The 24,635-nt window shown below is 32.8% G+C and carries 18 protein-coding genes; 12 read left to right on the top strand and 6 right to left on the bottom strand.

From position 1 onward, the window contains the following. Window positions 1-43: 43 nt before the first annotated feature. From GQ47_RS11985 to GQ47_RS11970, 4 genes are all read left to right on the top strand, one after another. Window positions 44-571: a plastocyanin/azurin family copper-binding protein gene (locus GQ47_RS11985; RefSeq protein ID WP_051951506.1), complete on the top strand. Its 528-nt coding sequence runs from the start codon at window positions 44-46 to the stop codon at window positions 569-571. 90 nt (window positions 572-661) lie between these two features. After that, window positions 662-2,896, top strand: coding sequence for a nitric-oxide reductase large subunit (locus tag GQ47_RS11980; protein WP_035648787.1), 2,235 nt, complete (start codon window positions 662-664; stop codon window positions 2,894-2,896). A 23-nt stretch (window positions 2,897-2,919) separates the two neighbouring features. Further along, on the top strand, window positions 2,920-3,651 hold the full coding sequence (ric, locus tag GQ47_RS11975; protein WP_035648786.1) for an iron-sulfur cluster repair di-iron protein: 732 nt from the start codon (window positions 2,920-2,922) through the stop codon (window positions 3,649-3,651). A gap of 118 nt (window positions 3,652-3,769) precedes the next feature. After that, complete coding sequence (locus tag GQ47_RS11970; RefSeq protein WP_051951534.1) at window positions 3,770-4,993, top strand: hypothetical protein; 1,224 nt, start codon at window positions 3,770-3,772, stop codon at window positions 4,991-4,993. Window positions 4,994-5,034: 41 nt separating this feature from the next. Here GQ47_RS11970 and GQ47_RS11965 read toward each other — a convergent pair whose 3' ends face one another. Genes GQ47_RS11965 through nirK form a run of 3 tightly spaced genes read right to left on the bottom strand, consistent with a single transcriptional unit; the run spans window position 5,035 to window position 7,856 of the window. Then, window positions 5,035-5,625, bottom strand: coding sequence for an SCO family protein (locus tag GQ47_RS11965; RefSeq protein ID WP_035648784.1), 591 nt, complete (start codon window positions 5,623-5,625; stop codon window positions 5,035-5,037). A 16-nt stretch (window positions 5,626-5,641) separates the two neighbouring features. Beyond that, window positions 5,642-6,418, bottom strand: coding sequence for a formylglycine-generating enzyme family protein (locus GQ47_RS11960; RefSeq protein WP_035648782.1), 777 nt, complete (start codon window positions 6,416-6,418; stop codon window positions 5,642-5,644). 16 nt (window positions 6,419-6,434) lie between these two features. Then, window positions 6,435-7,856, bottom strand: a complete 1,422-nt coding sequence (nirK, locus tag GQ47_RS11955) for a copper-containing nitrite reductase (RefSeq protein WP_371199633.1) — start codon at window positions 7,854-7,856, stop codon at window positions 6,435-6,437. Between the two features lie 280 nt (window positions 7,857-8,136). Between nirK and GQ47_RS11950 the strand changes: the two genes are divergently transcribed. Then, on the top strand, window positions 8,137-9,396 hold the full coding sequence (locus GQ47_RS11950; protein ID WP_035648775.1) for an aminotransferase class I/II-fold pyridoxal phosphate-dependent enzyme: 1,260 nt from the start codon (window positions 8,137-8,139) through the stop codon (window positions 9,394-9,396). A 123-nt stretch (window positions 9,397-9,519) separates the two neighbouring features. Then, window positions 9,520-10,002 (top strand): hypothetical protein, encoded by a 483-nt coding sequence (locus GQ47_RS11945; protein ID WP_035648772.1) that lies wholly within the window; start codon window positions 9,520-9,522, stop codon window positions 10,000-10,002. Window positions 10,003-10,094: 92 nt separating this feature from the next. Here the strand turns inward: GQ47_RS11945 and GQ47_RS11940 are convergent, their stop codons facing one another. Both GQ47_RS11940 and GQ47_RS11935 read right to left on the bottom strand, forming a co-directional pair. After that, the gene (locus GQ47_RS11940; RefSeq protein WP_035648771.1) at window positions 10,095-11,213 is read right to left on the bottom strand and encodes a hypothetical protein; all 1,119 of its coding nucleotides are present in this window, start codon (window positions 11,211-11,213) and stop codon (window positions 10,095-10,097) included. Window positions 11,214-11,263: 50 nt separating this feature from the next. Continuing rightward, window positions 11,264-12,232, bottom strand: coding sequence for a transporter (locus tag GQ47_RS11935; protein ID WP_035648770.1), 969 nt, complete (start codon window positions 12,230-12,232; stop codon window positions 11,264-11,266). Window positions 12,233-12,356: 124 nt separating this feature from the next. Between GQ47_RS11935 and GQ47_RS11930 the strand changes: the two genes are divergently transcribed. From GQ47_RS11930 to GQ47_RS11910, 5 genes are all read left to right on the top strand, one after another. Then, window positions 12,357-12,644: a DUF4834 family protein gene (locus GQ47_RS11930; protein WP_026729181.1), complete on the top strand. Its 288-nt coding sequence runs from the start codon at window positions 12,357-12,359 to the stop codon at window positions 12,642-12,644. A 50-nt stretch (window positions 12,645-12,694) separates the two neighbouring features. After that, window positions 12,695-15,136, top strand: coding sequence for a YfhO family protein (locus GQ47_RS11925; RefSeq protein ID WP_035648766.1), 2,442 nt, complete (start codon window positions 12,695-12,697; stop codon window positions 15,134-15,136). A gap of 36 nt (window positions 15,137-15,172) precedes the next feature. Beyond that, complete coding sequence (locus tag GQ47_RS11920; RefSeq protein WP_035648764.1) at window positions 15,173-16,459, top strand: glycosyltransferase family 4 protein; 1,287 nt, start codon at window positions 15,173-15,175, stop codon at window positions 16,457-16,459. Window positions 16,460-16,489: 30 nt separating this feature from the next. Next, entirely contained in the window at window positions 16,490-17,959 is a 1,470-nt protein-coding gene (locus GQ47_RS11915) for a lipopolysaccharide biosynthesis protein (protein WP_035648761.1), read from the top strand. Window positions 17,960-18,337: 378 nt separating this feature from the next. Continuing rightward, window positions 18,338-18,637, top strand: a complete 300-nt coding sequence (locus GQ47_RS11910) for a hypothetical protein (RefSeq protein ID WP_035648759.1) — start codon at window positions 18,338-18,340, stop codon at window positions 18,635-18,637. Window positions 18,638-18,747: 110 nt separating this feature from the next. Here the strand turns inward: GQ47_RS11910 and uvrA are convergent, their stop codons facing one another. Next, window positions 18,748-21,543, bottom strand: coding sequence for an excinuclease ABC subunit UvrA (gene uvrA, locus GQ47_RS11905; protein ID WP_035648757.1), 2,796 nt, complete (start codon window positions 21,541-21,543; stop codon window positions 18,748-18,750). 195 nt (window positions 21,544-21,738) lie between these two features. Between uvrA and GQ47_RS11900 the strand changes: the two genes are divergently transcribed. Continuing rightward, entirely contained in the window at window positions 21,739-24,534 is a 2,796-nt protein-coding gene (locus GQ47_RS11900) for a triple tyrosine motif-containing protein (protein WP_305809624.1), read from the top strand. Window positions 24,535-24,635 lie beyond the last annotated feature (101 nt).

Below are 24,635 nucleotides of genomic sequence, written 5' to 3'. Positions count from 1 at the left end.
AGCAATTATTATAAAACGATTAACATTTAATTATTATCATACAATGAATACAAAAACCAAAATTTCTATACTAATCCTAATGGGATTTTTTGCAGTAACTTCTTGCGGTAAAAAAGAAACACCTCCGGCTGATCAAACAGAAACGACTGAATCCTCTACAGAAGGAGAAAAAGCACCAGTAACACCAGCAGCTGAAGAAAATGTACTACTCATTGAAGGAAATGACCAAATGCAATATAATGTAAACGAACTAAAAGCCGTTGCCGGAAAGCCAATCAAATTGACTTTGAAACATGTTGGAAAAATCCCAAAAGAAGCAATGGGACACAATTTAGTGATTTTACAAGAAGGAACTGATCAGGCTGCTTTTGCTTTAAAAGCAAATGATGCGAAAGCGACAGATTATATTCCGGAATCTGAAAAAGCTTCAATTATCGCTCACACTAAATTGTTGGGTGGTGGAGAAGAAGATACAATCGAGTTTACAATTGATAAAAAAGGATCTTATCCATTTATTTGTTCTTTCCCTGGTCACGTAGCCATGATGAAAGGTGTATTAATTGTTGAGTAAATAACAAAGACTCCAAATACTGAAAATAGGTTTGGAGTTTTTTTAAAAACTAATAAAAGACAAAATTATCTTTTATTAAATAATATAAAAATGAAAAGAGAAAAAAAATTATGGATTGTATTTGCATTGGTAATGAGTATATCATTTGCAGTGCTGGGTTATTATGGTTATGAAATTTATCAGCAGGCACCACCGGTTCCGAAAGAGATTGTAACCGATTCTGGAAAGATTGTTTTTAGCGAAAGCGAAATTAAAGATGGGCAAAATATCTGGCAGAGTATAGGTGGCCAGGAAGTAGGATCGATCTGGGGGCACGGCGCCTATGTGGCTCCAGACTGGACCGCAGATTGGTTGCATAGAGAAGCTGTATTTATATTGAATATTTATGCCCAAAAAGATTTTAATAAAACGTATGATGAATTAGATGCCGAAAAACAATCGGCTTTAAAGGTTCGTCTTCAGAAGGATTTGAGAACTAATCGATATAATCCGGCTACTGGGATTCTTACCATTTCTGAAAACCGTTTGGCGGCAATTGAAAATTTAAGCGAATATTATAAAGGTCTTTTTACGAATGATCCGAAATTCGATAAACTGAGAGAAGAATATGCAATTCCAAAAAACTCTATTAAAAATGCTGAGAGAATGCATAAAATGAATGCCTTTTTCTTCTGGGCAACTTGGGCAACAGTTACGAATCGTCCGGATAACACTATTTCTTATACACACAACTGGCCGTCAGATGAATTGGTTGGAAACACTGCAACAACCGAACTTTTGGCTTGGTCTGGTGTAAGTATTATTTTATTGATTTTAAGTGTCGGAATTTTAGTTTTTTATCATGCCAAATCGGGTGAAGAAGAAGAATTTCCACTTCCAAAAGAAGATCCAATTATCAAACAGGGCAAAACAAAATCAATGGGATTGGTGACCAAATATTTCTGGGTTGTGAGTCTGCTGATGGTTTTACAAATGGTTTTCGGAATTATAACTGCGCATTATGGCGTTGAAGGAAATGGTTTGTACGGAATTCCGATTGATAAAATCCTGCCATACGCTGTAACACGTACATGGCACACACAATTGGCAATTTTCTGGATTGCAACGGCTTGGCTGGCAACAGGATTATATATTGCGCCGGCAGTTTCGGGTAAAGATCCTAAATTTCAATGTTTTGGAATCAACTTCTTATTTGTCGCATTATTGATTATTGTTTTAGGTTCAATGGCAGGCCAATGGTTTGGTGTAATGCAAAAACTGAATTTAGTTCAAAATTTCTGGTTCGGACATCAAGGTTACGAATATGTTGACTTAGGTCGTTTTTGGCAGATTTTCCTTTTAGTAGGTTTGTTTTTATGGCTGGCTTTAATGATTCGACCACTGATTCCGGTTTTAAAGAAAAAAACAGAAGAGAAAAACTTAATCATTTTGTTCTTAGTTTCTTGTACTGCAATTGCCATGTTCTACGGAGCAGGATTGATGTGGGGAAGACAAACCAATTTAGCCATTGCCGAATATTGGAGATGGTGGGTTGTTCATCTTTGGGTAGAAGGATTCTTTGAAGTATTTGCAACGGTTGTTATCGCTTTCTTGTTTGTTCGTTTGGGATTATTGAAAACTAAAACAGCGACTTTAAATGTTCTTTTTGCAACAATTGTTTTCATGTCTGGAGGTATTTTAGGAACATTCCATCACATCTATTTCGCAGGAACACCAACTGCAATTATGGCTCTTGGAGCAACTTTCAGTGCCTTAGAAGTTGTGCCTTTAACTTTAATCGGATTTGAAGCGTATCAAAACTATAAAATCTCAAAATCAACACAATGGATTGCCGATTACAAATGGCCGATTTACTTTATGATTTCTGTAGCGTTTTGGAATTTCCTTGGAGCCGGAATCTTCGGATTCATTATTAATCCGCCAATTGCACTTTATTATGTTCAAGGTTTAAATACAACGCCTTTACACGGACATACTGCTTTATTTGGAGTGTACGGAATGTTAGGAATTGGTTTAGTTTTATTCGTCTTGAGAAGTTTATACAGAAATGTAAGCTGGAATAATAAACTTCTTAAAATCACTTTTTGGTCATTAAATATTGGGTTATTTCTGATGGCAGTTTTGAGTTTGCTTCCAATTGGAGTTTGGCAAGCCATTGAAAGCATTAATCACGGAATGTGGTATGCTCGTTCATCAGAATTAATGCAACAACCAGAAATGATTACGCTTAAATGGCTTCGTGCTATTGGAGATTCAATCTTCGGAATTGGGTTTATTACAATGGCTTGGTTTGTATTTGAACTGACATTAAAAAACAAAAAATAAAAACATATTTAAAATTGATTATCATGGAAAATTTAAAAAACAAAACAATAGGATCTTTCGTAGCGGAAGATTTTAGAACCGCTGCAGTTTTTTCAAAATACAAAATAGATTTTTGCTGTAAAGGAAACCGAACAGTAACTGAAGTTTGTGAAAAACAAAATATTGACGCTGATATTTTATTAGAAAATGTATTGCAGGTTGCACAATCAGAAAACAATGGAAGCATTGATTTCAATTCATGGCCTTTGGATTTATTGGCAGATTATATCGAAAAAACGCATCACCGTTATGTAGAAGAAAAAACAAACGTTTTACTTCCCTTTTTAGATAAATTATGCAAAGTGCACGGAGCGAATCATCCTGAATTGTTCAGAATTAATGAGTTGTTTATTGGTTGTGCAGGCGAATTAGCACAGCACATGAAAAAAGAGGAATTGGTTTTATTTCCTTTTGTAAAACGAATGGTAAAAACGAAAGAATCTGATGGAATTTTATCTCAACCAACTTTTGGAACCGTTTCAAATCCGATTGCGATGATGATGAATGAACATGACAATGAAGGCGAACGTTTTAGAGAAATTGCCGAATTGACTAATAATTATACTCCGCCAGCAGACGCGTGCACAACTTACAGAGTGACTTTTGCGATGCTAAAAGAGTTTGAAGCAGATTTACATAAACATATTCATTTGGAAAATAATATCTTATTTCCAAAAGCAGTTGTTTTAGAAAAAGATTTTGTTGAAGTAGAATAAAGGTTAATTTAATAGTTCGAAAAACACCGATAACAATCTTTTTAAAATGATAATTATCGGTGTTTTCTATTTCAAGAAATGGTTTTATAATTATTCGATTTGTTTAAAAAATCACACTATGAATTCTCAAAAAACCTGGATTATTTGCTGTTTTTTTAATTTTCTGATTGCCTGTTTTTTCGGATTATTAATGCGGTTTATGTATCTGTTTCCTTTAGATTTTTTGAACTACAGTTTTTTGCTTCACGCGCATTCACATGTGGCGATGCTGGGCTGGGTTTATATGATAGTATATTTTTTGATTGTTCTTTTTTTTATTCCAAAAGAAAAAAGCCAGAAACCAATTTATAACCGTCTGTTTTGGCTGACAGAATTTTCGGTTATCGGAATGATGATTGCTTTTCCAATTCAGGGATATGCTTTGTTTTCGATTATTTTCTCGACTCTTCATATTTTGCTGAGTTATGTTTTTTGTCGCTTGGTTTGGAAAGATTGTTCCAAAGATAAGTCACCCTCACAAAGACTTTTACGGACTTCAATTCTGTTTATGATTTTGTCAACTTGCGGAGTTTGGTGTTTAGGTCCGGCGGTCAGTACATTAGGAAAACAAAGCGCTTTTTATCAGATTGCGATTCAGTTTTTTCTTCATTTTCAATTTAATGGTTGGTTTATTTTGGCAATTTTGGTTTTGTTTTTAAAGCAGTTTCAAGGTAAAATTGATGCGCTAAAGTTTAAGAAGTTTTACTTTTTGATCGTTATTTATGTATTATTAACGTTTGCTTTTCCAGTGCGATGGTTCATAGAAAATGACGTTTTGAGTTATATCAATATTTTTGGAGTTTTACTTCAATTAGGAGCTTTTATTTATTTCTATAAAATGCTAAAACCTCAAATTAATCATTTCAAAAGTACTTTAGACAAAACCACAAAAATCGTTTATGGGTTAGCTTTGTTTTCTCTTTTTTTGAAAGTTGGAATTCAATTACTGACGATTTTTCCAAATTTGGCTGAAGTTTCGCATCAAATCAGAAATTTTGTAATCGGATTTATTCATTTAACGACTTTGGGAATTATCACCGGATTTTTGTTTGGAATTATGCTTCAGAATAAAATACTTTCAGGAGATTCTCCAATATTAAAAATAGGAGTCAAGTGTTTTATTTTAGGATATATTTTCACAGAAATTTTATTGTTTTTACAAGGCGGGCTTTTGCTTTTTGGAAAAGGAACGATTGCATTTTATTATCAAAGTATTTTAGTTTTCAGTATCCTCCTTGTTTTGGGTTTAGTTTTAATGATGATATCCATTATAAATAAAAAACAAGAGCCGATTTCTATCTAAAATCAAACTCTTGCTTCTTACTAATCAACCTATTTAAATATCTATATTTTTGCTGCTTCCTGATTTATTGTTTCGATTGTTTTTTCATTATTTACACCTAAACCTTCTTGCTGAAAAATCAATTCGCCTTCTGGATTAAAAACACTTATAATATTAGAATGCGAAAAATCCATAGGTGATATTTGTTTGTAGTTTACAGCCAGAACTGCTGCAAATTCGCGCGTATTTTCTTCAGACGAACGAAGGAAAATCCAAGGATCCTGATTCATTTTATTGGCAATTGCAAAAGACTTTAATCTTTGTGGTGTATCCGTTTTCGGATCTATACTGACCAGAATCAATTTTACATTTTGTTTCGTCGTTTTTTCTAATTTTGATTCAATATCACGCATATCAGCAACCAATCTCGGACATGCTGCTTTACAGCTTGTATAAATCATTACCATAACCAAAACATTGCCTCTAAGACTTTTTAGTTCAATACCTTTACCATCCTGCGTCGTCCATTTAGAAGGCAGATTGTAAATCGATAAATCGCTGATTTCTTTTTTTGTTTCTGTTTTTGTGTTAGTCTTTTTACAGCTGTAAAATGATAATGTAAGAGCAAGAAAAACGATTGTTATTTTTTTCATTTCAAACTAATTTAAATTAGATTTTTGGTTTTGTTGTGCTTGCGCATCTAAAGCCAAGATTTCTTGTAGAATATTGTGCTTTCAAACTTCCTCTGAACGCGTATCGCATAAAAGCAGCATAATCCATTAAATCGGAAGCATTAACTGAGGCACCTCCGCAGAAAAGATTTTTGTCATTGCTCTTGTCTTTTCTCGATTCACCCGATAAAAAAATGCTGTTAAAGTCGGCTGTCCATTCCCAGACTAATCCATGCATGTCGTAAACACCCCAATAATTTTTGAACGTTTTGCCAATTTCATTTTCGTACGTTCTTGATTTCTCGTACCAGGATAAAATATATTCATTGAATTCTTTTTTGGTTCTGGCATCAATTTTTTTCGTGTCAGCCATTGCTACATATTCCCATTCGTCCATCGTGGCTAAGCGTTTTTCTTGACATTCGCAGTATTTTTTAGCAGCAAACCATGAAATATTTGTAACAGGTGAATTTGGTTTTGCATTTTCGAAATCAAGATCGTTTTTCCAATAAAACAAATAACTTTTATCCGCAAAAATTCCTTTAATTCTTGATTTTCGATAAGAAGGATTTTTCTTAACGAACTCTAAAAACTGACTATTCGTTACAGGATAAACATCGATGTAAAATGACTTGACAATAATAGGTTTTTTAGAAACAGCTCCATAAAGAGGGATAAAAGATCCCTCTTTTATGAACGCCATTCCTTTTTCCTGCGCCTTCATGACACTAAACACAGAGAAAAAGAGAGTTAGTATGAAAATGTATTTTTTCATGCTGATTGTTTGCTGTTTATCGTAATGCTTTTACCATTTCTGGCGTAACTTCAGTTTTATTATTTCCCCAGCTGTTATAAATGTAGGTTAGAACATTTGCGATTTCATCATCAGATAAATTCTGAGCCGGCATTACATTATTGTATTTTTTGCCATTAACGCTAACTTCGCCAGTTAAACCGTGTAGGATTGTTTTAATCGCACGTTTAGAGTCGGCATTTAAATAATCTGATTTTGCCAAAGGAGGGAAGGTGTTCGGAATTCCTTGTCCTTCAGATTGATGACAGGCAAAACAAGTTGTTCCGAAAATTTCTTTTCCAATTTTTATTTTTTCTTCTGCTGTACGTTTCGGAACTGCCACTTTTGCTACGGAATTTCCAGGCATTTTTTGAATTGTTCCGCCTTCAGGCAAATAAATACCTTCTTGAATAGTTCCAGAGTAAATGCTTTTATTTTCGTTTCCTTCCACTTTCAGCATTCCCAATGCACCTTTATTAAATGCTCTAAAAATCGAGTGATCAACCAGAATGAAAGTTCCCGGAGTTTCAACTTTAAAGTCAACAATTGCGGAACCTCCAGCTGGAATCAAAGTAGTCTGTACATTATGATTGATAGTACTTCCGCCTTCAATATGAACATTGTCAAATATTTCGCCAATAACGTGGAAAGAAGAAACTAAGTTTGGTCCGCCATTTCCAACAAATAAACGAACCGTTTCGCCCACTTTTGCTGTTAGTTCATTTCCGTTGGTTAAAGAGCCTACTTTTCCATTAAAGACAACATAATCAGGAGTTTCTTTTACCGCTTTATTCATATCAAAAGGCTGAAGTCCTTTTGCTCCATATTCACCTTGAGTGTAAAAATCACCCTGCATTACATAGTATTCCTTATCAACTGGCGGAAGTCCACCTTCTGGTTCAACCAAAATTAGTCCGTACATACCATTTGCAATGTGCATTCCCACGGGAGCAGTTGCACAATGATAAACATACAACCCAGGATTTATTACTTTAAAGCTAAAGACTTTTTCATGCCCAGGTGCCACAAGAGAAGAAGTAGCTCCTCCGCCAGGACCTGTTACAGCGTGTAAATCAATATTATGAGGCAATTTATTATCAGGATGGTTTTTTAGGTGAAATTCAACTTCGTCTCCAACTCGTGTTCTGATAAAACTTCCCGGAACAGATCCTCCAAATGTCCAATAAGTATATTTTACACCATCGGTCATTGTGCCTTCCTTTTCTCTAATTTCCATGTTTAATTTAAGTTTCATGGCAGGTCTGTTTCCAACTGGTTTTGGAACGTGAGGAGGAGAAGTTAATTCGGCATTCATTTCTCCTTCGGTCACAATGTTTTCATAATTAACACTTTCTTCTTTTTTGCAGCTTATTAAAAATAATGCACTAAAAAGTAGACAAGCAAACAGCCTCATTTTCATCGAAATGTCTTTTTTATTTTTCATGATATTTTGGTTTTATTCGGGTTTTAATTAAGATCAAAAATAAAAGACTGTTTTGTCTTTTATTATGATAAAAATCATGATTTAAGAAGTACTATATGCTTAAATTATAAAGGCTTGTGTTTATCGTGTATTATTTGTCTTGTTAAATATAATCAGATGAATTATTTTCAATAAAAATAATTGAGGTTCTTCATTTTAAATTAATAATGATTATTTTTGCTCGCTGATTAAGTTAAAATTATTACTACACTATATTATGGTAAAAGATTTATTCGAGAGAATTCAGGACAATAAAGGACCTTTAGGAAAATGGGCTTCTCAAGCAGAGGGCTACTATGTTTTCCCAAAGTTAGAGGGTGAGTTGGGTCCTAGAATGACATTTCACGGAAAGAATATTTTAAACTGGAGTTTAAATGATTATTTAGGTTTAGCTAATCATCCAGAGGTTCGTAAAGCAGATACAGATGCCGCAATTCAGTTTGGTGCCGCTTATCCAATGGGAGCTCGTATGATGTCTGGACACACAACGTATCATGAACAATTAGAAAATGAATTGGCTGATTTCGTAATGAAAGAATCTGCTTATTTATTGAATTTTGGTTATCAGGGAATGGTTTCGATCATTGATGCTTTGGTAACAAAAAATGACATCATTGTATATGATGTTGATTCACATGCTTGTATCATTGATGGTGTTCGTTTACACATGGGTAAACGTTTTACATACAAACACAATGATCTTGAAAGTATGGAAAAAAACCTGCAGCGTGCTACTAAAATGGCCGAAGAAACAGGCGGAGGTATCTTATTTATTACCGAAGGTGTTTTTGGAATGCGCGGACAGCAGGGAAAATTAAAAGAAATTGTTGCTATGAAGCAAAAATACAATTTCCGTTTATTAGTAGATGATGCACACGGTTTTGGTACACTTGGAAAAACAGGTGCCGGAGCTGGAGAAGAGCAAGGAGTTCAAGATGATATCGATGTTTACTTCTCTACTTTTGCAAAATCTATGGCTAATATTGGTGCTTTTGTGGCAGCTGATAAAACGGTAATTGATTATTTAAAATACAACTTGCGTTCTCAAATGTTTGCAAAAGCGTTGCCAATGATTCAAACAATTGGTTCTTTGAAACGTTTAGAATTGTTACGTAATTCTTCTTCAATTAAAGACAAACTTTGGGAAAATGTAAATGCATTACAAAACGGTCTTAAAGAAAAAGGATTCAATATTGGAGATACAAATACTTGTATTACACCAGTTTATTTAGAAGGAAGTATTCCTGAGGCAATGGTAATGGTAAATGATTTAAGAGAAAACTACGGTATTTTCCTTTCGATTGTTGTTTATCCGGTTATTCCAAAAGGAATTATTTTGTTGAGAATGATCCCAACAGCTTCTCATACTCTTGCTGATATTGAGGAAACTTTAACTGCTTTTGAAGCAATTCGCGAGAAATTAGTTAACGGAACTTATAAAGAAATTGCAGAACGTACAACTGTTGACGTTTCGTAATTAATTATAAAAATAAATTCTCAGAAGTGGGAATTATGTAAAAAAATCCATTTGTTCTACGAATGGATTTTTTTTATTTGGGCTAACTTTATATTGTAATCAACAAAATAAAAATGATAAATTATGAAAAAAGTAATAGCAATATCGGCTTTAGTTTTGACGGTTCTGGTTTCTTGTAAAAAAGCAACTGATACTGAACCAGTCCAAATTGAGCCAAAAGCGCCAAAAGATGCCGAATTAGTAGAGCCAGCAGGTGATCAATGTTATGCTTCCCGACAAAATGGGAATATAATTTTAATAAGTTTTAATGTCAATTCGCATCAAGAAGTTAATGGAAAACTAAGTTATAATTTAACTGGAAAAGATAAAAATGAAGGAACCTTAGTAGGCAATATGAAAGGCGATACTTTAGTTGGTGATTATACGTTTTTATCTGAAGGAGTTTCATCTGTAAGAGAAGTTGTTTTTCTGCAAAAAGATGGAGCTTTAATTGAAGGATATGGTGATGTAGTTTCAACAAATGATAGAGTTACTTTTAAAGATAAATCAAAATTGAAATTTGATGCAAAAAATACCTTGAGTAAAGTTGACTGTAAAGTAGAATAAATATAGTTTATAAATTGAAAAATCCATTCGTTTGGGGGCGAATGGATTTTTTTATATGAAACTGAACACTAAAAACTGTTCTCGGATTATTTTTATAATTTCTTCAAATACGTTTTTCTTTGGCAGTGAATTTTTGGATCAAAGTTTTTCCATAATAAATGAATCGCATTATTTTCTAATAATTCAGGTGTTCGGATGCAATTTCTAATTCCTTTTTCTGAAAAAGTCTTGTAATATTCGTCAAAAATTAATGCCGTAACGCCTTTATTCTGATAATCAGGATGAACTCCAATTAAGTAAAAAACAACATCTTTACTGTGTTTTTTAGCCTTCAACAATTGGAGAAAGCCAAACGGAAACAACTTTCCTTTTATTTTTTGCAAAGCTTCCGTAAAACTAGGCATTACAATACTAAAAGCTACCAAATTATCATCTTTATCAACAATAAACTTAATGTATTCAGGATTGATGAAACTGATGTATTTCTTTTTAAAATATTCTTTCTGAACATCTGAAATAGCGACGAAAGAAGCTAGTTTTTCATAAGATTCATTAAACAAATCAAACATTTTGTCTACGTGAGGCATAATGTCTTTTGTTTTAGTAAAAGTAAGAGATCTTACTCCGTAACGTTTTTTGATTAGCTCCACAGCTTTCTGAAAAAACTCTGGTTTTACATTCGAAAAAGGGAAAATACTTTCGATATATTCTTTCTCAACTTGAAAACCTAATTGTTCAAGATGCGTGACATAATAAGGATGATTGTACCATGTAATCATAGTCCCAACCTGATCATATCCTTCTGTCAAAACACCAACTTTATCCAAGTTAGAAAATCCCATCGGACCTTCTGCATGTTCTAAATTGTGTTTTCTTCCCAATTCAAAAACTTTTTCAAGCAAAGCTTTAGTTACTTCAATATCATCAATAACATCAAACCATCCAAAACGTACTTTTCTTTTATGCTGATTATTAACTTCAGCCCAATTTATGATAGCGGTTATGCGTCCAACAGGTTCATTATTTTTATATGCGATATAAAAATAAGCCTCTGCATTATCAAAAGCCGGGTTTTTAGTTTTATCAAAAGATTCCAGTTCATCAGCAATGATAGGAGGTACCCAATAAGGACTGTCCTTATAAAGTGAAAATGGGAATTTTATATATTCGGTTAATTCTTTTTTGGTTTTGGCTTCTTTTATTGTGATCATTAAGTTGGAGTATAAGTTTCTCTTTTTTTGATGAGACTTAGTTATAAAATTTATTCGTATTTAGATTTTCGTTTTCTTTCTTTTTCCTGATAATCAATTTCTTTCTTGTTGTCAGAGTTCTTATCTGCTTTTTCCTTGCTTTTGATTGCCGTCAATTTTTCTTTATACCAACCATCATAACGCCAGGAAACTCCAATTCCACCATATAATAATGAAGGAGTATTTTTAAAGTTTGTACTTATAGAAGCATCCACCTGCATATTTGATGAAAGAAGATAAGCTGCACCGCCACGAACAATTGCGTCGCTGTAAAAATCGCTTTTGTAACCTTGATTTTCAATAAATCCGGACCATTTATCGTTAAATCCATGGGTCAAAGTTAATACATATCCGTAACTTGGGTAATCTGTTCCAATATAATCTGCAATAATATTCGTTACAAAAACCCATCTTCCTCCGCCGAATAAATTTTGGGTAACCAAAGCTACTTTTGGAGAAATAGCACTTTGTGGAGAAAAATAATAAGGATTGTCGGCCCCAACAAAATTTGCTCCTGCAAATATAGATACTGCCGGGATTAATTCACGCCAGTTAAAAGCATGATTTGCTTTATAGCTGTAAATATTGGCTTCTTTTTTATAATTTTTATAAGGATCGTAAATTAAATATTTCGCTCCTAAAACCGTTTGTCTGAAATTGTTTTTTTTGTAGCTGGTGTACGGAGTATCAAAGTTTTCCATTTGATATTGCACATCTAAAATAAACTCTAATTGTTCCAGAAAAGCACCATATCGAAGCGTGAAATCGGTTCCGAAACCGTTGGCATCATAATCAAGTAAATCGTGTTTTTCTTTGATTGCGTAAATGCCAAGTTCACCTTGAATTACTGATTTTCCGACTGCATAAGCCGACATGGTTTCGCCGGGGCGGTTAGAATTTATGACATCAGTGTATTGTCCGAAAAAGAAATGGGGCACAAGAAAAAGAGCTGTGATAAATAATTTTTTAACTTTTAACATAAATGTATTTTTGGATTAAAAAGTTATAACGCATTTCAAATGTACTATATTTTATTATTTATTTAAGATTGATATTTTAATTTTAAACAGCGGATTTACTAATTTTGGCAAAAATTATATAGTTATGCAAGAAGCATCTTTTACAAATTTGTTTAAAACGATAATGTGGATCATTGCGTTTTATTATATTTTTAAATTTTTAGCTAGAATCTTTTTGCCAGTTTTGGTGAAAAAAGCAGTTGAAAAAGCAGGAGAGAATTTTCAGAGACAACAACAATATAGTCAAGATAATTCTTGGCAAAGAACTCAAAATAACAACAATGATGAGATAATCATCAACACTGCTAATGCAAAAAATCCTCGCGAAACCAAAAAAGTGGGCGATTATGTTGATTACGAAGAAATAGATTAAGTTTGTATCCTGATAAAATAGGATTCATCATTTAACCAAACCTGCCAAAATTGAAAATAGTAAATAAGTTCATTCCGCACGCCCTTGTTGTACTGGGTTTTATTCTCGTTTCATTAATTTATTTTTATCCAGTTCTGCAAGGAAAACAAATTTTCCAGTCAGATATTGCTCAATACACCGGAATGGCAAAAGAGCAAAACGACTTCAGAGCTGCGGAACACGCTGAACCTTATTGGACAAATTCTGCTTTTGGAGGAATGCCGACTTACCAGTTGGGAGCTAATTATCCATACGATTTTGTGGGTAAGATAGATGATGTACTTCGTTTTCTGCCTCGTCCTGCAGATTATCTATTTTTATATTTCTTAGGCTTTTATGGATTGTTATTAGTGCTAAAAACAGATCCGTTGAAAGCTTTTATTGGCGCGATTGCGTTTGGATTTTCTACTTATTTGATTATCATTCTTGGTGTTGGACATAATGCAAAAGCGCATGCTATTGCTTATATGCCTCTTGTTATCGCCGGATTTATACTTGTTTTTCAGAAAAAATACATTTGGGGAGGTTTGCTCACCATGTTTGCGGTTGCGTTGGAAGTTAATGCTAACCACTTTCAAATGACCTATTATTTATTGATTTTCTTATTGATTCTTTCAGGTTATTTTGCCTTTAATTTTATAAAAGATAAAGAATACAAACCGCTTTTAATTTCGTTTGGAACTTTAGCGGTAGCAGGTATTTTTGCTATTGGTGCCAATGCAGGAAATTTATTAGCAACAAGTGAATATGCTAAATATAGTATTCGTGATAAAAGCGAGCTGACTTTTAATCCTGACGGAACTAAAAACGAGACAACCGCGGCAATGACAACAGATTATATTACTGAATATAGTTATGGGATTGCAGAGAGTTTAAATTTAATTGCTCCAAGAATTTTTGGAGGTTCAAGTCATGAAAATGTAGGTACAGACAGTCGTATGTATTCGTTTATGATGGAACAAGGCGTTCCTTCAGATCAGGCACAGGATTTTGTTTCTGGAATGCCGACTTATTGGGGAGACCAGCCGATTGTTTCAGCTCCGGCTTATATTGGAGTAGTAGTTTTCTTTTTAGCCGTTTTAGCATTGTTTATTGATGACCGAAAAATAAAATACGTTTTTCTTTCAGGAGCATTATTTACTTTGGTTCTTTCTTGGGGTAAGAATTTTTCATTATTAACTGATTTCTTCATTGAATATGTTCCAATGTATGATAAGTTTAGAGCTGTATCATCAATTCAGGTAATTCTTGAATTGTGTTTTCCAGTTTTGGCGGTTATGGGATTACAGTCATTTTTTAAAGCAAAAGATGAACCTAAATTACAGCAAAAAGCACTAATTCAAACAGCAGTTTTTGGATTGGGAATTTTATTGATTTTATTATTTGCAAAAGGTTTCTTCCATTTTACAGGAATGAGTGATAAGAGTTATTTGGAAGCATACGGGCAAGCTTTTATTGATGCGTTAGTTGAAGATAGAAAGAGTCTTTATTCTGCAGATTTATTACGTTCTGGATTCTTTATTGTAGTCACTTTTGGTATTTTATGGTTATTTATCAAAAACAAATTTTCGCAAACAACAGCATTAGTTATTATTGGAATTTTAATGATTTTTGATCTGTTTTTTGTAGATAAAAAATATGTTTCAGCAAAAGATTTTGTAAGCCCTGTTCAAATAGCAGCTCCATTTCAGGAAACTCCAGCCGATACTAAAATTCTAGAGGACAAATCAATTTACCGTGTATTTGATTTACAAGGACAATTGCAGGGAAGATCTTCTTATTTCCATAAAACTATTGGTGGTTACAGTGCTGTTAGACCAAGAAGAATGCAACAATTGTACGATTATCAAATTGCAAAAAATAATTTAGAAATACTTAATATGTTAAATGTTAAGTATGTAATTCAGGTTGATAAAGAAGGAAATCAAATTCCAACAATAAATCCTGAAGCAAACGGAAATGCTTGGTTTGTAAGTACTGTAAAATTGGTAAACAAACCAGATGATGTTATGAAAGCTTTAGATCATATTGATACTAAGCAAGTAGCTGTTTTTAACGTTCATGAACATGAAGCGAAGTTTAAAAACGCTCGTATGAAAAAGCAGTGGGATACAACCGGGACGATTAAAGTTGTGGAGTATAAACCAAATTATATTAAATATCAGTCTGATAACAAGAACGACGGTTTAGCTGTTTTCTCTGAAATGTATTATAAAAACGGATGGAATGCTTATGTTGACGGTCAGTTGACAGATCATTTCCCTGTTGATTATGTTTTAAGAGCAATGGAAGTTCCTGGCGGAAAACATACAATAGAGTTTAAATTTGAACCTCAGGTAATCAAAACAGGAGGAACAATTACTCTGGTTAGTTCAATTGGAATGTTTTTGCTTTTAATTGGAGGTGTTTATTTTGAGAGAAAGAAATTGTTTGATAATAATCAATCCGTTTAATCTCGGTACAACTTTTAAATATTAAATCCATTTTTCTTGGAACAAAAAAAGCTCTTAATAATTACGTATTACTTCCCGCCAGCAGGAGGGCCAGGCGTGCAACGTTGGTTGAAATTTGTAAAATATCTACCCGAATTTGATATTCAGCCAATAGTTTATATTCCTGAAAATCCGACTTATCCAATTGTCGACGAAGGATTGGTAAAAGAAATTTCAGATAAAGTAATTATTCTTAAAAATAAAATATGGGAGCCTTATCAATTGGCTTCCATATTTTCAAAAAATAAAACCAAGAAAATCAGCTCTGGAATTTTTCCACATAAAAAAAAGCAAACATTTTTAGACAAAACTTTTCTTTGGATTCGTGGTAATCTTTTTATTCCAGATGCACGAGTTTTTTGGGTGAAACCTTCCGTTTCTTATCTTGAAAAATACATTAAAGAGAATAATATAGATACCATTGTAACTTCTGGGCCGCCACATAGTTTGCACTTGATTGGTTTAGAGTTACAACAAAAATTAAGCGTAAAATGGTTCGCCGATTTTCGTGACCCTTGGACAACAATTGGTTATCATAAAGCGCTTCGTTTATCATCTTATGCTGAAAAAAAGCATAAAAATTTAGAACATAAAGTTCTTAATTCAGCAGACGAAATTATTGTAACAAGCAAAACTACAAAGACCGAATTTGAGGCAATTACCAATAAACCAATCACGGTAATTACAAATGGTTATGATGTTGAAACAGTTGATAAACAAACTTTAGATAGTAAATTTACTTTAGCGCATATTGGTTCTTTTTTATCTGATAGAAATCCGGCTTTTTTGTGGGAAGTTTTAGTTGAATTGCTGCAAGAGGTTCCAGAGTTTAAAACTCATTTAGAAATTAAACTTATTGGGGCTGTAAGTCAGGAAGTTTTAGATGCTTTAAATGAAAATCAATTAAATGATTATTTAAATTTAGTTGGTTACGTTTCTCATAAAGAAGCTGTTGAACACCAAAGAAAATCTCAGGTTTTGCTTTTAATCGAAATTAATTCAGACGATACAAAAAGTATTATTCCTGGAAAATTGTTTGAATATATGGTGTCAAACCGACCAATAATTGCGATTGGACCAGAAGGTTCTGACTTCGCAGATATTGTTACACAGACAAATACTGGAGTATTTTTTGATTATTCTGAAAAAGCGAAATTAAAAAGTGTAATTTTGGACTTTTATAATCAATTTTTGGAAGGAAAATTACAAGCCAATGGTGTTGGTTTACAGCAATATTCCCGAAAAAATCTAACAAAACAGTTAGCACAGCTGATTAAAAAATAATTCATAAAAATCTACATCTAAACTCAAGAAATGGGTATTGTCTTAAATCAGTCTTTTAAAAACACAATCATAACTTATATAGGTTTCGCAATTGGAGCAATTAATACGCTTTATTTGTATCCTGTTTTTTTGGGCGCAACTTATTATGCTTTAACAAATTACATTACATCGGCAGCGAATGTTATTATGCCTTTGTTTGCTATCGGGATGCAAAATACTTTGGTCAAATTTTACTCACAGTATAAAACCGAAGAAGAAAGGGAACAATTTTTATCGTTTACGGCTCTTTTTCCAGTTTTGATGTGTATTCCATTAGGAATTATCGGAATCTTCTTTTTTGATGATATTACGGCTTTTGTTTCAAAAGAAAATCCTGTTGTAAAAGAGTTTATGTACCTGATTCCGTTTATTGGAATTTGCATGGCTTATTTTGAGATTTTTTATGCTTGGGCAAGAGTTCATATGCATTCTGTTTTTGGAAATTTTATAAAAGAAGTCGGTTTAAGACTGCTTTCGACGATTGCTTTAATCGGATTGTATTTTAAATGGATTTCATTGGTTCAGTTCGTATATGTTACTGCTGCAATCTATTTTCTGGCTTTTATGATCACAATGTTTTATGCGTTTTACATTAAAAGACCAAATTTCCAGATTTCAATTCCGGAAAATGTAAAAGCCGTAATGGAATATACATTTTACATTATCTTGTCAGGAAGTGTTGCTAATTTGCTTTTAGATGGTGATAAGTTGATGCTGAATCAATACATGAAAATTGAGAATATTGCTTATTATTCAGTAGCTACTTATATCGCTCTGGTAATTTCGGTTCCAAGTCGTGCCATGCACCAAATTGTTTATCCAATTACAGCAAAACTGATGCATGAGAATAAACATGATGAATTGAATTCGTTGTACAAAAAAACATCAATCAACTTACAAATGGTTGGCGGGTTTGTAATGTTGTGCATTTTTGTGAATATCAGCCAGCTTTATGAATTGGTTCCAAAAGAATATAGTGGTGGTATTGCAGTTGTGTTCATGATAGGATTGTCAAAATATTTTGATTTGATTTTAGGAAACAACAATGCGATTATTTTCAATACCAAATATTACCGAATGGTGCTGTATTTAGGTTTGATGCTTGTGGTTTTAACCGTGATTCTAAATATGATTTTTATTCCAATTTTTGGAATTTTCGGATCTGCATTTGCGACTTTATTGTCTATTACTCTGTACAGTTTGGCTAAATTGCTTTTTGTGGTTAAAAAACTGCATTTGTATCCTTTTACAAAAGAAACAATTTATTCAGCATTGCTGACTTTTGCCTTGTTTTTAGTTTTTTATTTCTGGGAATTTCCCTTTTTTCAATTAATCAGTATTGCTTTGAAATCTATTTTGGTTACGATTTTATATGTATATCTGAATTATAAATTTAAAATTTCGCCTGATATTAATAAGGTGATTGATGGCTTATTCAGGAAAATAGGAATTAAAATCTAACTTCTTTTTTATTAAAATTAGCACTATAAATAATTCTCGGCCAATAATTTTATTGGCCGATTTTGTTGTTTTTATAATACTTGCAAAAGTTTAAATATAGAGTTTTAAGTTTTTATAGTTGGAAATATTGGTTAAGTTATTGATAATAAGAAGTTAAGTTTAAAACTTTAACACTGTTTTTCTTTGAGATTAATTTTATTAAAACTAACTTTAGCTAAGAATTTAGCAATACTTTATTGAGAATGATAAAAAAAATCGTTCATTAAGCAATAATGTTAGCTGATTTGTGTTTTATTGAGATTGAAATACTTTTCAGAACCTGAAATGTGTTAAGTAGTTGTAGTAGTATAAATTAATATTTTAAATTAATTAATGATTATGAAAGGCAATCCACTTAGTCAAGAACAAAGCTTACAAGTATTTTCTAATATGATCTCAAACAAAGTTCATAATGGATTTATACTAGAAGAGAGAAATGATGAATTGCTTTTTGCAGTGCTTTCAAAAGGCGGAAAAGCGGTAAATCATGGTTTGAATTTTATTATTTTTTGCTTGACTTTAGGATTGTGGTCGTTTGCATGGCTTTATCTTACTTTAGAAGCTTCAAAGCAGAAAAAAATATTGGTTGCCATCGATGAGGATGGTGTTCCTTTTGAAGAAAGATGTTTAGTCGCTTAATGCTATAGGTTTTACGCCATAAGTTACAAGCAGAAGTAACTTAAAAAAAGCAGCCATATGGTTATCATATGGCTGTTTTGTATTATTATGAAATGCTCACTGCATAAGCATTAAAGTTTGTCTTTCAAATAAACTCCAGTAACAGATTCTTTTACTTTTACAATATCTTCAGGAGTTCCTGTGGCTAATAAATGACCTCCGTTTTCACCGCCTTCAGGGCCAAGATCAATAATCCAGTCAGCGCACTTTATTAAATCGAGATTGTGTTCAATTACAATAATAGAATGTCCTTTTTCAATTAAAGCATCAAAAGAAGCCAATAATTTTTTGATATCATGAAAATGTAAACCAGTTGTTGGTTCATCAAATACAAATAAGGCTTTGTCTTTTGTTGCTCCTTTTACTAAAAATGAAGCTAATTTAATACGTTGTGCCTCACCACCAGAAAGAGTAGAAGAGGATTGTCCTAATTGCACATATCCCAAACCAACATCCTGTAAAGGCTGTAATTTTTGAGTGATTTTAGATTGTTTATTTTTTTCAAAAAAAGCAATAGCATCATCAATAGTCATGGTCAGAATATCGTTGATGTTTTGGTTGTCAAAAGTAACTTCTAAAATCTCTTTTTTGAATCGTTTTCCGCCACACGTTTCACATGGCAGAGAAACATCGGCCATGAAAACCATTTCAACGTTTATTGAGCCTTCTCCTTTGCAAGTTTCGCAACGGCCTCCATCAACATTAAAAGAAAAATGTTTGGCTTGATAACCTCTTATTTTTGATAATTTTTCTTTTGCATACAAATCTCGAATGTCATCATAGGCTTTGATGTATGTTACGGGATTTGATCGAGAACTTCTTCCTATCGGATTTTGATCTACGTATTCAATATGTTTGATTTGAGAAAAAGAACCTTTTATTTCACTAAACTGACCTGCTTTTTCAGCAGCGCTTTCCAGTTTTTTCTGCATGGCAGGAAACAAAATCTTTTTGATCAAAGTACTTTTTCCGCTTCCGGAAACGCCAGTGACAACTGTTAAAACATCAAGCGGAAAAGTAACATCAATATTTTTTAAATTGTTTTCTCTTGCACCAATAATGTCAATATGATTTTTGAATTTTCGTCTTTTTTTCGGAACAGAAATTTCCAGATCACCATTTAGATATTTTGAAGTCAATGAATCCGATTTTAATATTTCCGGATAAGTGCCTTGCGCCACCAGTTTTCCTCCAAAAGTTCCTGCTTCAGGGCCAATATCAATAATCATATCGGCTGCTTTCATGATATCTTCATCATGTTCAACGACAATTACTGTGTTTCCTAAATCACGAAGAGAAAGCAAAACTTTAATCAGTCGTTCAGAATCTTTTGGATGAAGACCAATACTCGGCTCATCTAAAATATACATAGAACCCACTAAACTGCTTCCCAATGAAGTCGCAAGATTAATACGCTGTGATTCACCTCCCGATAACGTTGATGAGTTTCGGTTTAACGTTAGATAATCCAAACCAACTTCAGTCAAAAATGACAAACGATTATTGATTTCAACCATTAAACGTTTTGCGATTTGTGCTTCATAAACATTCAAATCAATATTTTTGAAAAAAGTAACCAAATGTCTGATCGGTAAATCAACTAATTCTGAAACCGTTTTGCCATTGATTTTTACATAAGAAGCTTCTTCGCGAAGACGTCTTCCTCGACAAGCGTGGCATTTTGTTTTTCCGCGGTAACGCGATAACATTACACGGTTTTGTATTTTATAATTCTTTTCTTCTAATTCTCTGAAGAAATCATTTAATCCTTGAAAATACTGATTTCCTTTCCAAATCAAATCTTTTTGATCATCTGTCAATTGGAAATAAGGTTTATGAATTGGAAAATCAAATTTATAGGCATGTTTTACAAATTCATCCTTATACCAACTCATGCTTTCGCCGCGCCAAGGATAAATTGCACTTTCGAAAACAGATAAGGAAGTATTTGGAACTACTAAATCGGCATCAATACCAATGATATTTCCGTAGCCTTCACAAACTGGGCAAGCGCCATACGGATTGTTGAAACTGAACAAATGAACATTTGGCTCTAAAAATGTAATGCCGTCAAGCTCAAAATTATTGGAATATGAAAAACGTTTTTCTGAACCTAATTCCTGAAGAAAACAAATTCCTTTTCCTTCAAAAAAAGCAGTTTGTACCGCATCAGCCAGACGATTGTAGAATTCTTCTTCCTCTTTTACAACAATTCTATCAATAATTAATAATATGTCTTTATTGTCTAGTGAATGCATTTCTGAAGCTGTGAAATCATCCAGACGAACCATTTCATTATCAACTAAAATACGTGCAAAACCTTGTTGTAAAAGTACTTTTAGTTTGTCTTCAAGTTGTCGTCCTTCTTCTAAATGAATAGGAGCCAATAAAAGCCATTTGCTGTCAATTTCTAATGATTTTACATCTGAAATAACATCGCTAACCGTATTTTTTTTGACTTCTTCTCCTGAAATCGGAGAAAAAGTACGGCCAATTCTGGCATATAAAAGTTTGATGTAATCGTAAATTTCAGTTGATGTTCCAACAGTCGAACGTGCATTTGTAGTATTTACTTTTTGCTCAATTGCAATTGCTGGCGCAATACCTTTTATATATTCGACTTTTGGCTTGTCTAAACGTCCTAAAAACTGACGTGCATATGACGATAAACTTTCTACATAACGACGCTGTCCTTCGGCATACAAAGTGTCAAATGCCAAACTGGATTTTCCTGATCCTGAAAGCCCTGTAATCACAACAAGTTTATTTCTCGGAATGGCAACATCTACATTTTTTAGATTATGTACCTGTGCTCCTTTAATGATTATATTTTGTTTCGGGTCGAGTGTAGAAAGATCAATTTGCATAAAAAAAGTCAATTTTTACAAAAGTAATCAATTTTGAATTGAGTTTAGTTAAGGAGATTGTTCCAAATTTTAACTAATTCAATAAGTTAAGCTTCGTTTCTGGCATTGATGCTTTTTTTACTAAAAACTTGTTGTTTCAACATAAAATAAGCTATTTTAGGACTGTTTTTGTAATAAATTAATACCCCGATAGATTTGAAAACAAAACTTTCTGCCTTGTTTATTTTGATGAGTTTTTTCCTGTCAGCGCAGGAATTTCCGCCAATTATTAAATATTCTTCAGCAGTTTACGGTGCTGGAAATCAAAGTTGGATGATTTCGCAGGATGATCAAAATTACTTGTATTTCGCTAATAACGATGGGCTTTTAGAATATAATGGAACAAATTGGCAGTTGTATCCAGCGCCAAACGAAACGATTTTGCGTTCTGTAAAAGTAATTGGAAATAAGATTTATACGGGAACTTATATGAATTTTGGTTACTGGACAAGAAATGCCGATGGAAAACTGAAATACAAGTCCTTAAGTGACGCAATCAAAAATAAAATTCTGGATGATGAACAATTTTGGAACATTTTAAAATACGATCAATGGATTTTGTTTCAATCGCTTAACCGCATTTACATTTACGATACTAAAACTGGACAATTTAAAATTATTGCGCCAAAAAATGGTGTTGTAAAATCATTTGCGCCAAAAAACGCGATTTATTTTCAAACTTTGAAAGAAGGTCTTTTTGAAATTGAAAGTGGAAAGGCAAAGTTAGTTTCAGATAATCCAATTCTTAAAAAGTTTACGATTGCCAATATTTTTGTCATTGATGACGGTTTGTTGATTCAAACACAGCTTGACGGAATGTATAAACTTACTGGAAATACATTGACACCTTTTTTGACTGATGTTGATTCGGAATTAAAATCGAGTTTTGTTTATAGTAGTCAGCGACTTCAGAATGGAAATTTTGCTTTAGGAACGGTTTCGAACGGAATTTTTGTTTTATCTGATAAAGGAAAATTAAAATACCATCTTTCGCAGAGCAAAGGATTGAGCAACAATACAGCTTTGTCGCTTTTTGAAGATAAAGATCAGAATTTGTGGGCAGGACTTGATAACGGAATTAATTGTATTAATATGCAGTCGCCAGTGCACAGTTTCACTGATGATTCGGGCGTTTTAGGAACGGTTTACGCTTCGGCAGTTTATAAAGGGCTTTTGTATATTGGAACAAATCAGGGCCTTTTTTGCAGACCGCTTCAAAGCAACAGCGATTTTAAATTTATAAACGGAACAAAAGGGCAGGTTTGGTCGCTTTTTGTTTATGAAGATACGCTTTTCTGCGGTCATGATTCGGGAACATTTGTTGTGGTAAATGATACGGCCAGAAATATTTTCGCTGCTTCCGGAACATGGAAATTTGAACCGGTTCCAAACAATAAAAATCTTTTGTTTCAGGGGAATTACTACGGGATTTCCGTTTTAGAAAAAATAAACAATCAATGGGTATTTCGGAATAAAATTCGTGGATTTGATTATTCTTCACGCTATTTTGAAATTTCAGATCATTTAGAAATTTATGTAAGTCATGAATACAAAGGTATTTTTAGATTAAAACTTGATAATTCATTACAGAAAACAAATGGTTTTTATACTTATAAATCTCCTAAAAATGGAACACGTGCGAGTTTGACGAAGTTTAATAATTCAATTTATTATGCTTTTAAAGGCGGAATTTTTAAACTGAATTCAAAAACAAAACAATTTGAAAAAGATGCCGTTTTGAGTTCAATTTTTGAAAAAGATGAATATACTTCTGGGAAATTGATTGTGGACAATTCTAATAAAATTTGGCTTTTTTCAAAAAACTATATTCATTATTTCTCGGCAAGTAAGCTAAGCAATCAGCTGAAGCAGAATGTAATTCCTATTCCAGCTTCCTTGACAAATTCAATGCTTGGTTATGAGAATATTACACAGATTTCCAAATCCAATTATTTAATTGGTACAACAGATGGCTATTATACTTTAAATATAGATGATTTAGTTTTTAAAAATTATAGCGTTCATATTACTGATATTGCGATTAACAAACAAAATGAAGTTTTAAAAGATGTTGCTATTCAGGAGGAAGGAAGCTTTCATTCAAACGATAATAATATAACGCTCAATTATACGGTTCCAGAATACAATAAATATATCAATACAGAATATCAATATTTATTGGAAGGTTTTCAGAATGAATGGAGTGAATGGAGTACAAAAGCAACAGTAAATTTCAAAAATCTTTCTCCAGGAAAATATACGTTTAAAGTTCGCGCGAAATATGCCAATAGTATTCTTGAAAATACCGCAGTTTATACTTTTGTAGTTTTAAAACCATGGTATTTGACTAATCTGGCTGTTTTTATTTATTTCTTGTTGATGCTGGCGATTGCTTATTTTATCAATAAGGCGTACCGAAATTATTATCAGAAACAAAAAGAAAAATTAATTGAAGAGAATAATCTTTTACTTGAAATCAAAGAATTAGAAAATGAACAGCAATTGATGAAATTGAGAAATGAACAGCTTTCTCAGGATGTAGATACAAAAAGTAGAGAATTGGCAGTTTCAACGATGAGTTTGAATAGTAAAAATGAATTGCTCGCTTTTATTAAAGAAGATTTGCAGAAAACAGGCGAAGGCAAAAACATCAAATCGGTAATTAGTACGATTAACAAAAATATTACTGAAGAAGATTCCTGGAATGTTTTCAAGGAAGCTTTTGATAATGCGGATAAGGATTTCTTAAAACGCATCAAACAACAACATCCTTTATTAACTCCAAATGACCTTCGTTTGTGTGCGTATCTTCGCTTGAATCTTTCTTCAAAAGAAATAGCGCCATTATTTAATATTTCTGTCCGAAGTGTTGAAATTAAAAGATACCGTTTGCGCAAAAAAATGGATTTACAGCACGAAATCGGTTTAGTTGAATATATTTTGGCTGTATAGTAGCGCAAAAAATGGCGCTAAAAAACTATACATTACCACAACATTCTGCATTTGTAAGGGTTTTGTAATGTAAATGTTAAGAAAATTAACATTCGTAAATA

It is taken from the genome of Flavobacterium sp. ASV13 (assembly GCF_000745775.1).
Classification (GTDB): domain Bacteria; phylum Bacteroidota; class Bacteroidia; order Flavobacteriales; family Flavobacteriaceae; genus Flavobacterium.
This window is presented reverse-complemented; position numbering and strand designations above follow the sequence as displayed.

What these genes read in the sequence shown, in the direction of transcription:
- GQ47_RS11950 (WP_035648775.1), top strand. Translation starts at nt 8,137, where the DNA reads ATGGTAAAAGATTTATTCGAGAGAATTCAGGACAATAAAGGACCTTTA.
- nirK (WP_371199633.1), bottom strand. Translation starts at nt 7,856, where the DNA reads ATGAAAATGAGGCTGTTTGCTTGTCTACTTTTTAGTGCATTATTTTTA.
- ric (WP_035648786.1), top strand. Translation starts at nt 2,920, where the DNA reads ATGGAAAATTTAAAAAACAAAACAATAGGATCTTTCGTAGCGGAAGAT.
- GQ47_RS11940 (WP_035648771.1), bottom strand. Translation starts at nt 11,213, where the DNA reads ATGATCACAATAAAAGAAGCCAAAACCAAAAAAGAATTAACCGAATAT.
- GQ47_RS11935 (WP_035648770.1), bottom strand. Translation starts at nt 12,232, where the DNA reads ATGTTAAAAGTTAAAAAATTATTTATCACAGCTCTTTTTCTTGTGCCC.
- GQ47_RS11970 (WP_051951534.1), top strand. Translation starts at nt 3,770, where the DNA reads ATGAATTCTCAAAAAACCTGGATTATTTGCTGTTTTTTTAATTTTCTG.
- GQ47_RS11980 (WP_035648787.1), top strand. Translation starts at nt 662, where the DNA reads ATGAAAAGAGAAAAAAAATTATGGATTGTATTTGCATTGGTAATGAGT.
- GQ47_RS11930 (WP_026729181.1), top strand. Translation starts at nt 12,357, where the DNA reads ATGCAAGAAGCATCTTTTACAAATTTGTTTAAAACGATAATGTGGATC.
- GQ47_RS11945 (WP_035648772.1), top strand. Translation starts at nt 9,520, where the DNA reads ATGAAAAAAGTAATAGCAATATCGGCTTTAGTTTTGACGGTTCTGGTT.
- uvrA (WP_035648757.1), bottom strand. Translation starts at nt 21,543, where the DNA reads ATGCAAATTGATCTTTCTACACTCGACCCGAAACAAAATATAATCATT.
- GQ47_RS11985 (WP_051951506.1), top strand. Translation starts at nt 44, where the DNA reads ATGAATACAAAAACCAAAATTTCTATACTAATCCTAATGGGATTTTTT.
- GQ47_RS11910 (WP_035648759.1), top strand. Translation starts at nt 18,338, where the DNA reads ATGAAAGGCAATCCACTTAGTCAAGAACAAAGCTTACAAGTATTTTCT.
- GQ47_RS11965 (WP_035648784.1), bottom strand. Translation starts at nt 5,625, where the DNA reads ATGAAAAAAATAACAATCGTTTTTCTTGCTCTTACATTATCATTTTAC.
- GQ47_RS11915 (WP_035648761.1), top strand. Translation starts at nt 16,490, where the DNA reads ATGGGTATTGTCTTAAATCAGTCTTTTAAAAACACAATCATAACTTAT.
- GQ47_RS11960 (WP_035648782.1), bottom strand. Translation starts at nt 6,418, where the DNA reads ATGAAAAAATACATTTTCATACTAACTCTCTTTTTCTCTGTGTTTAGT.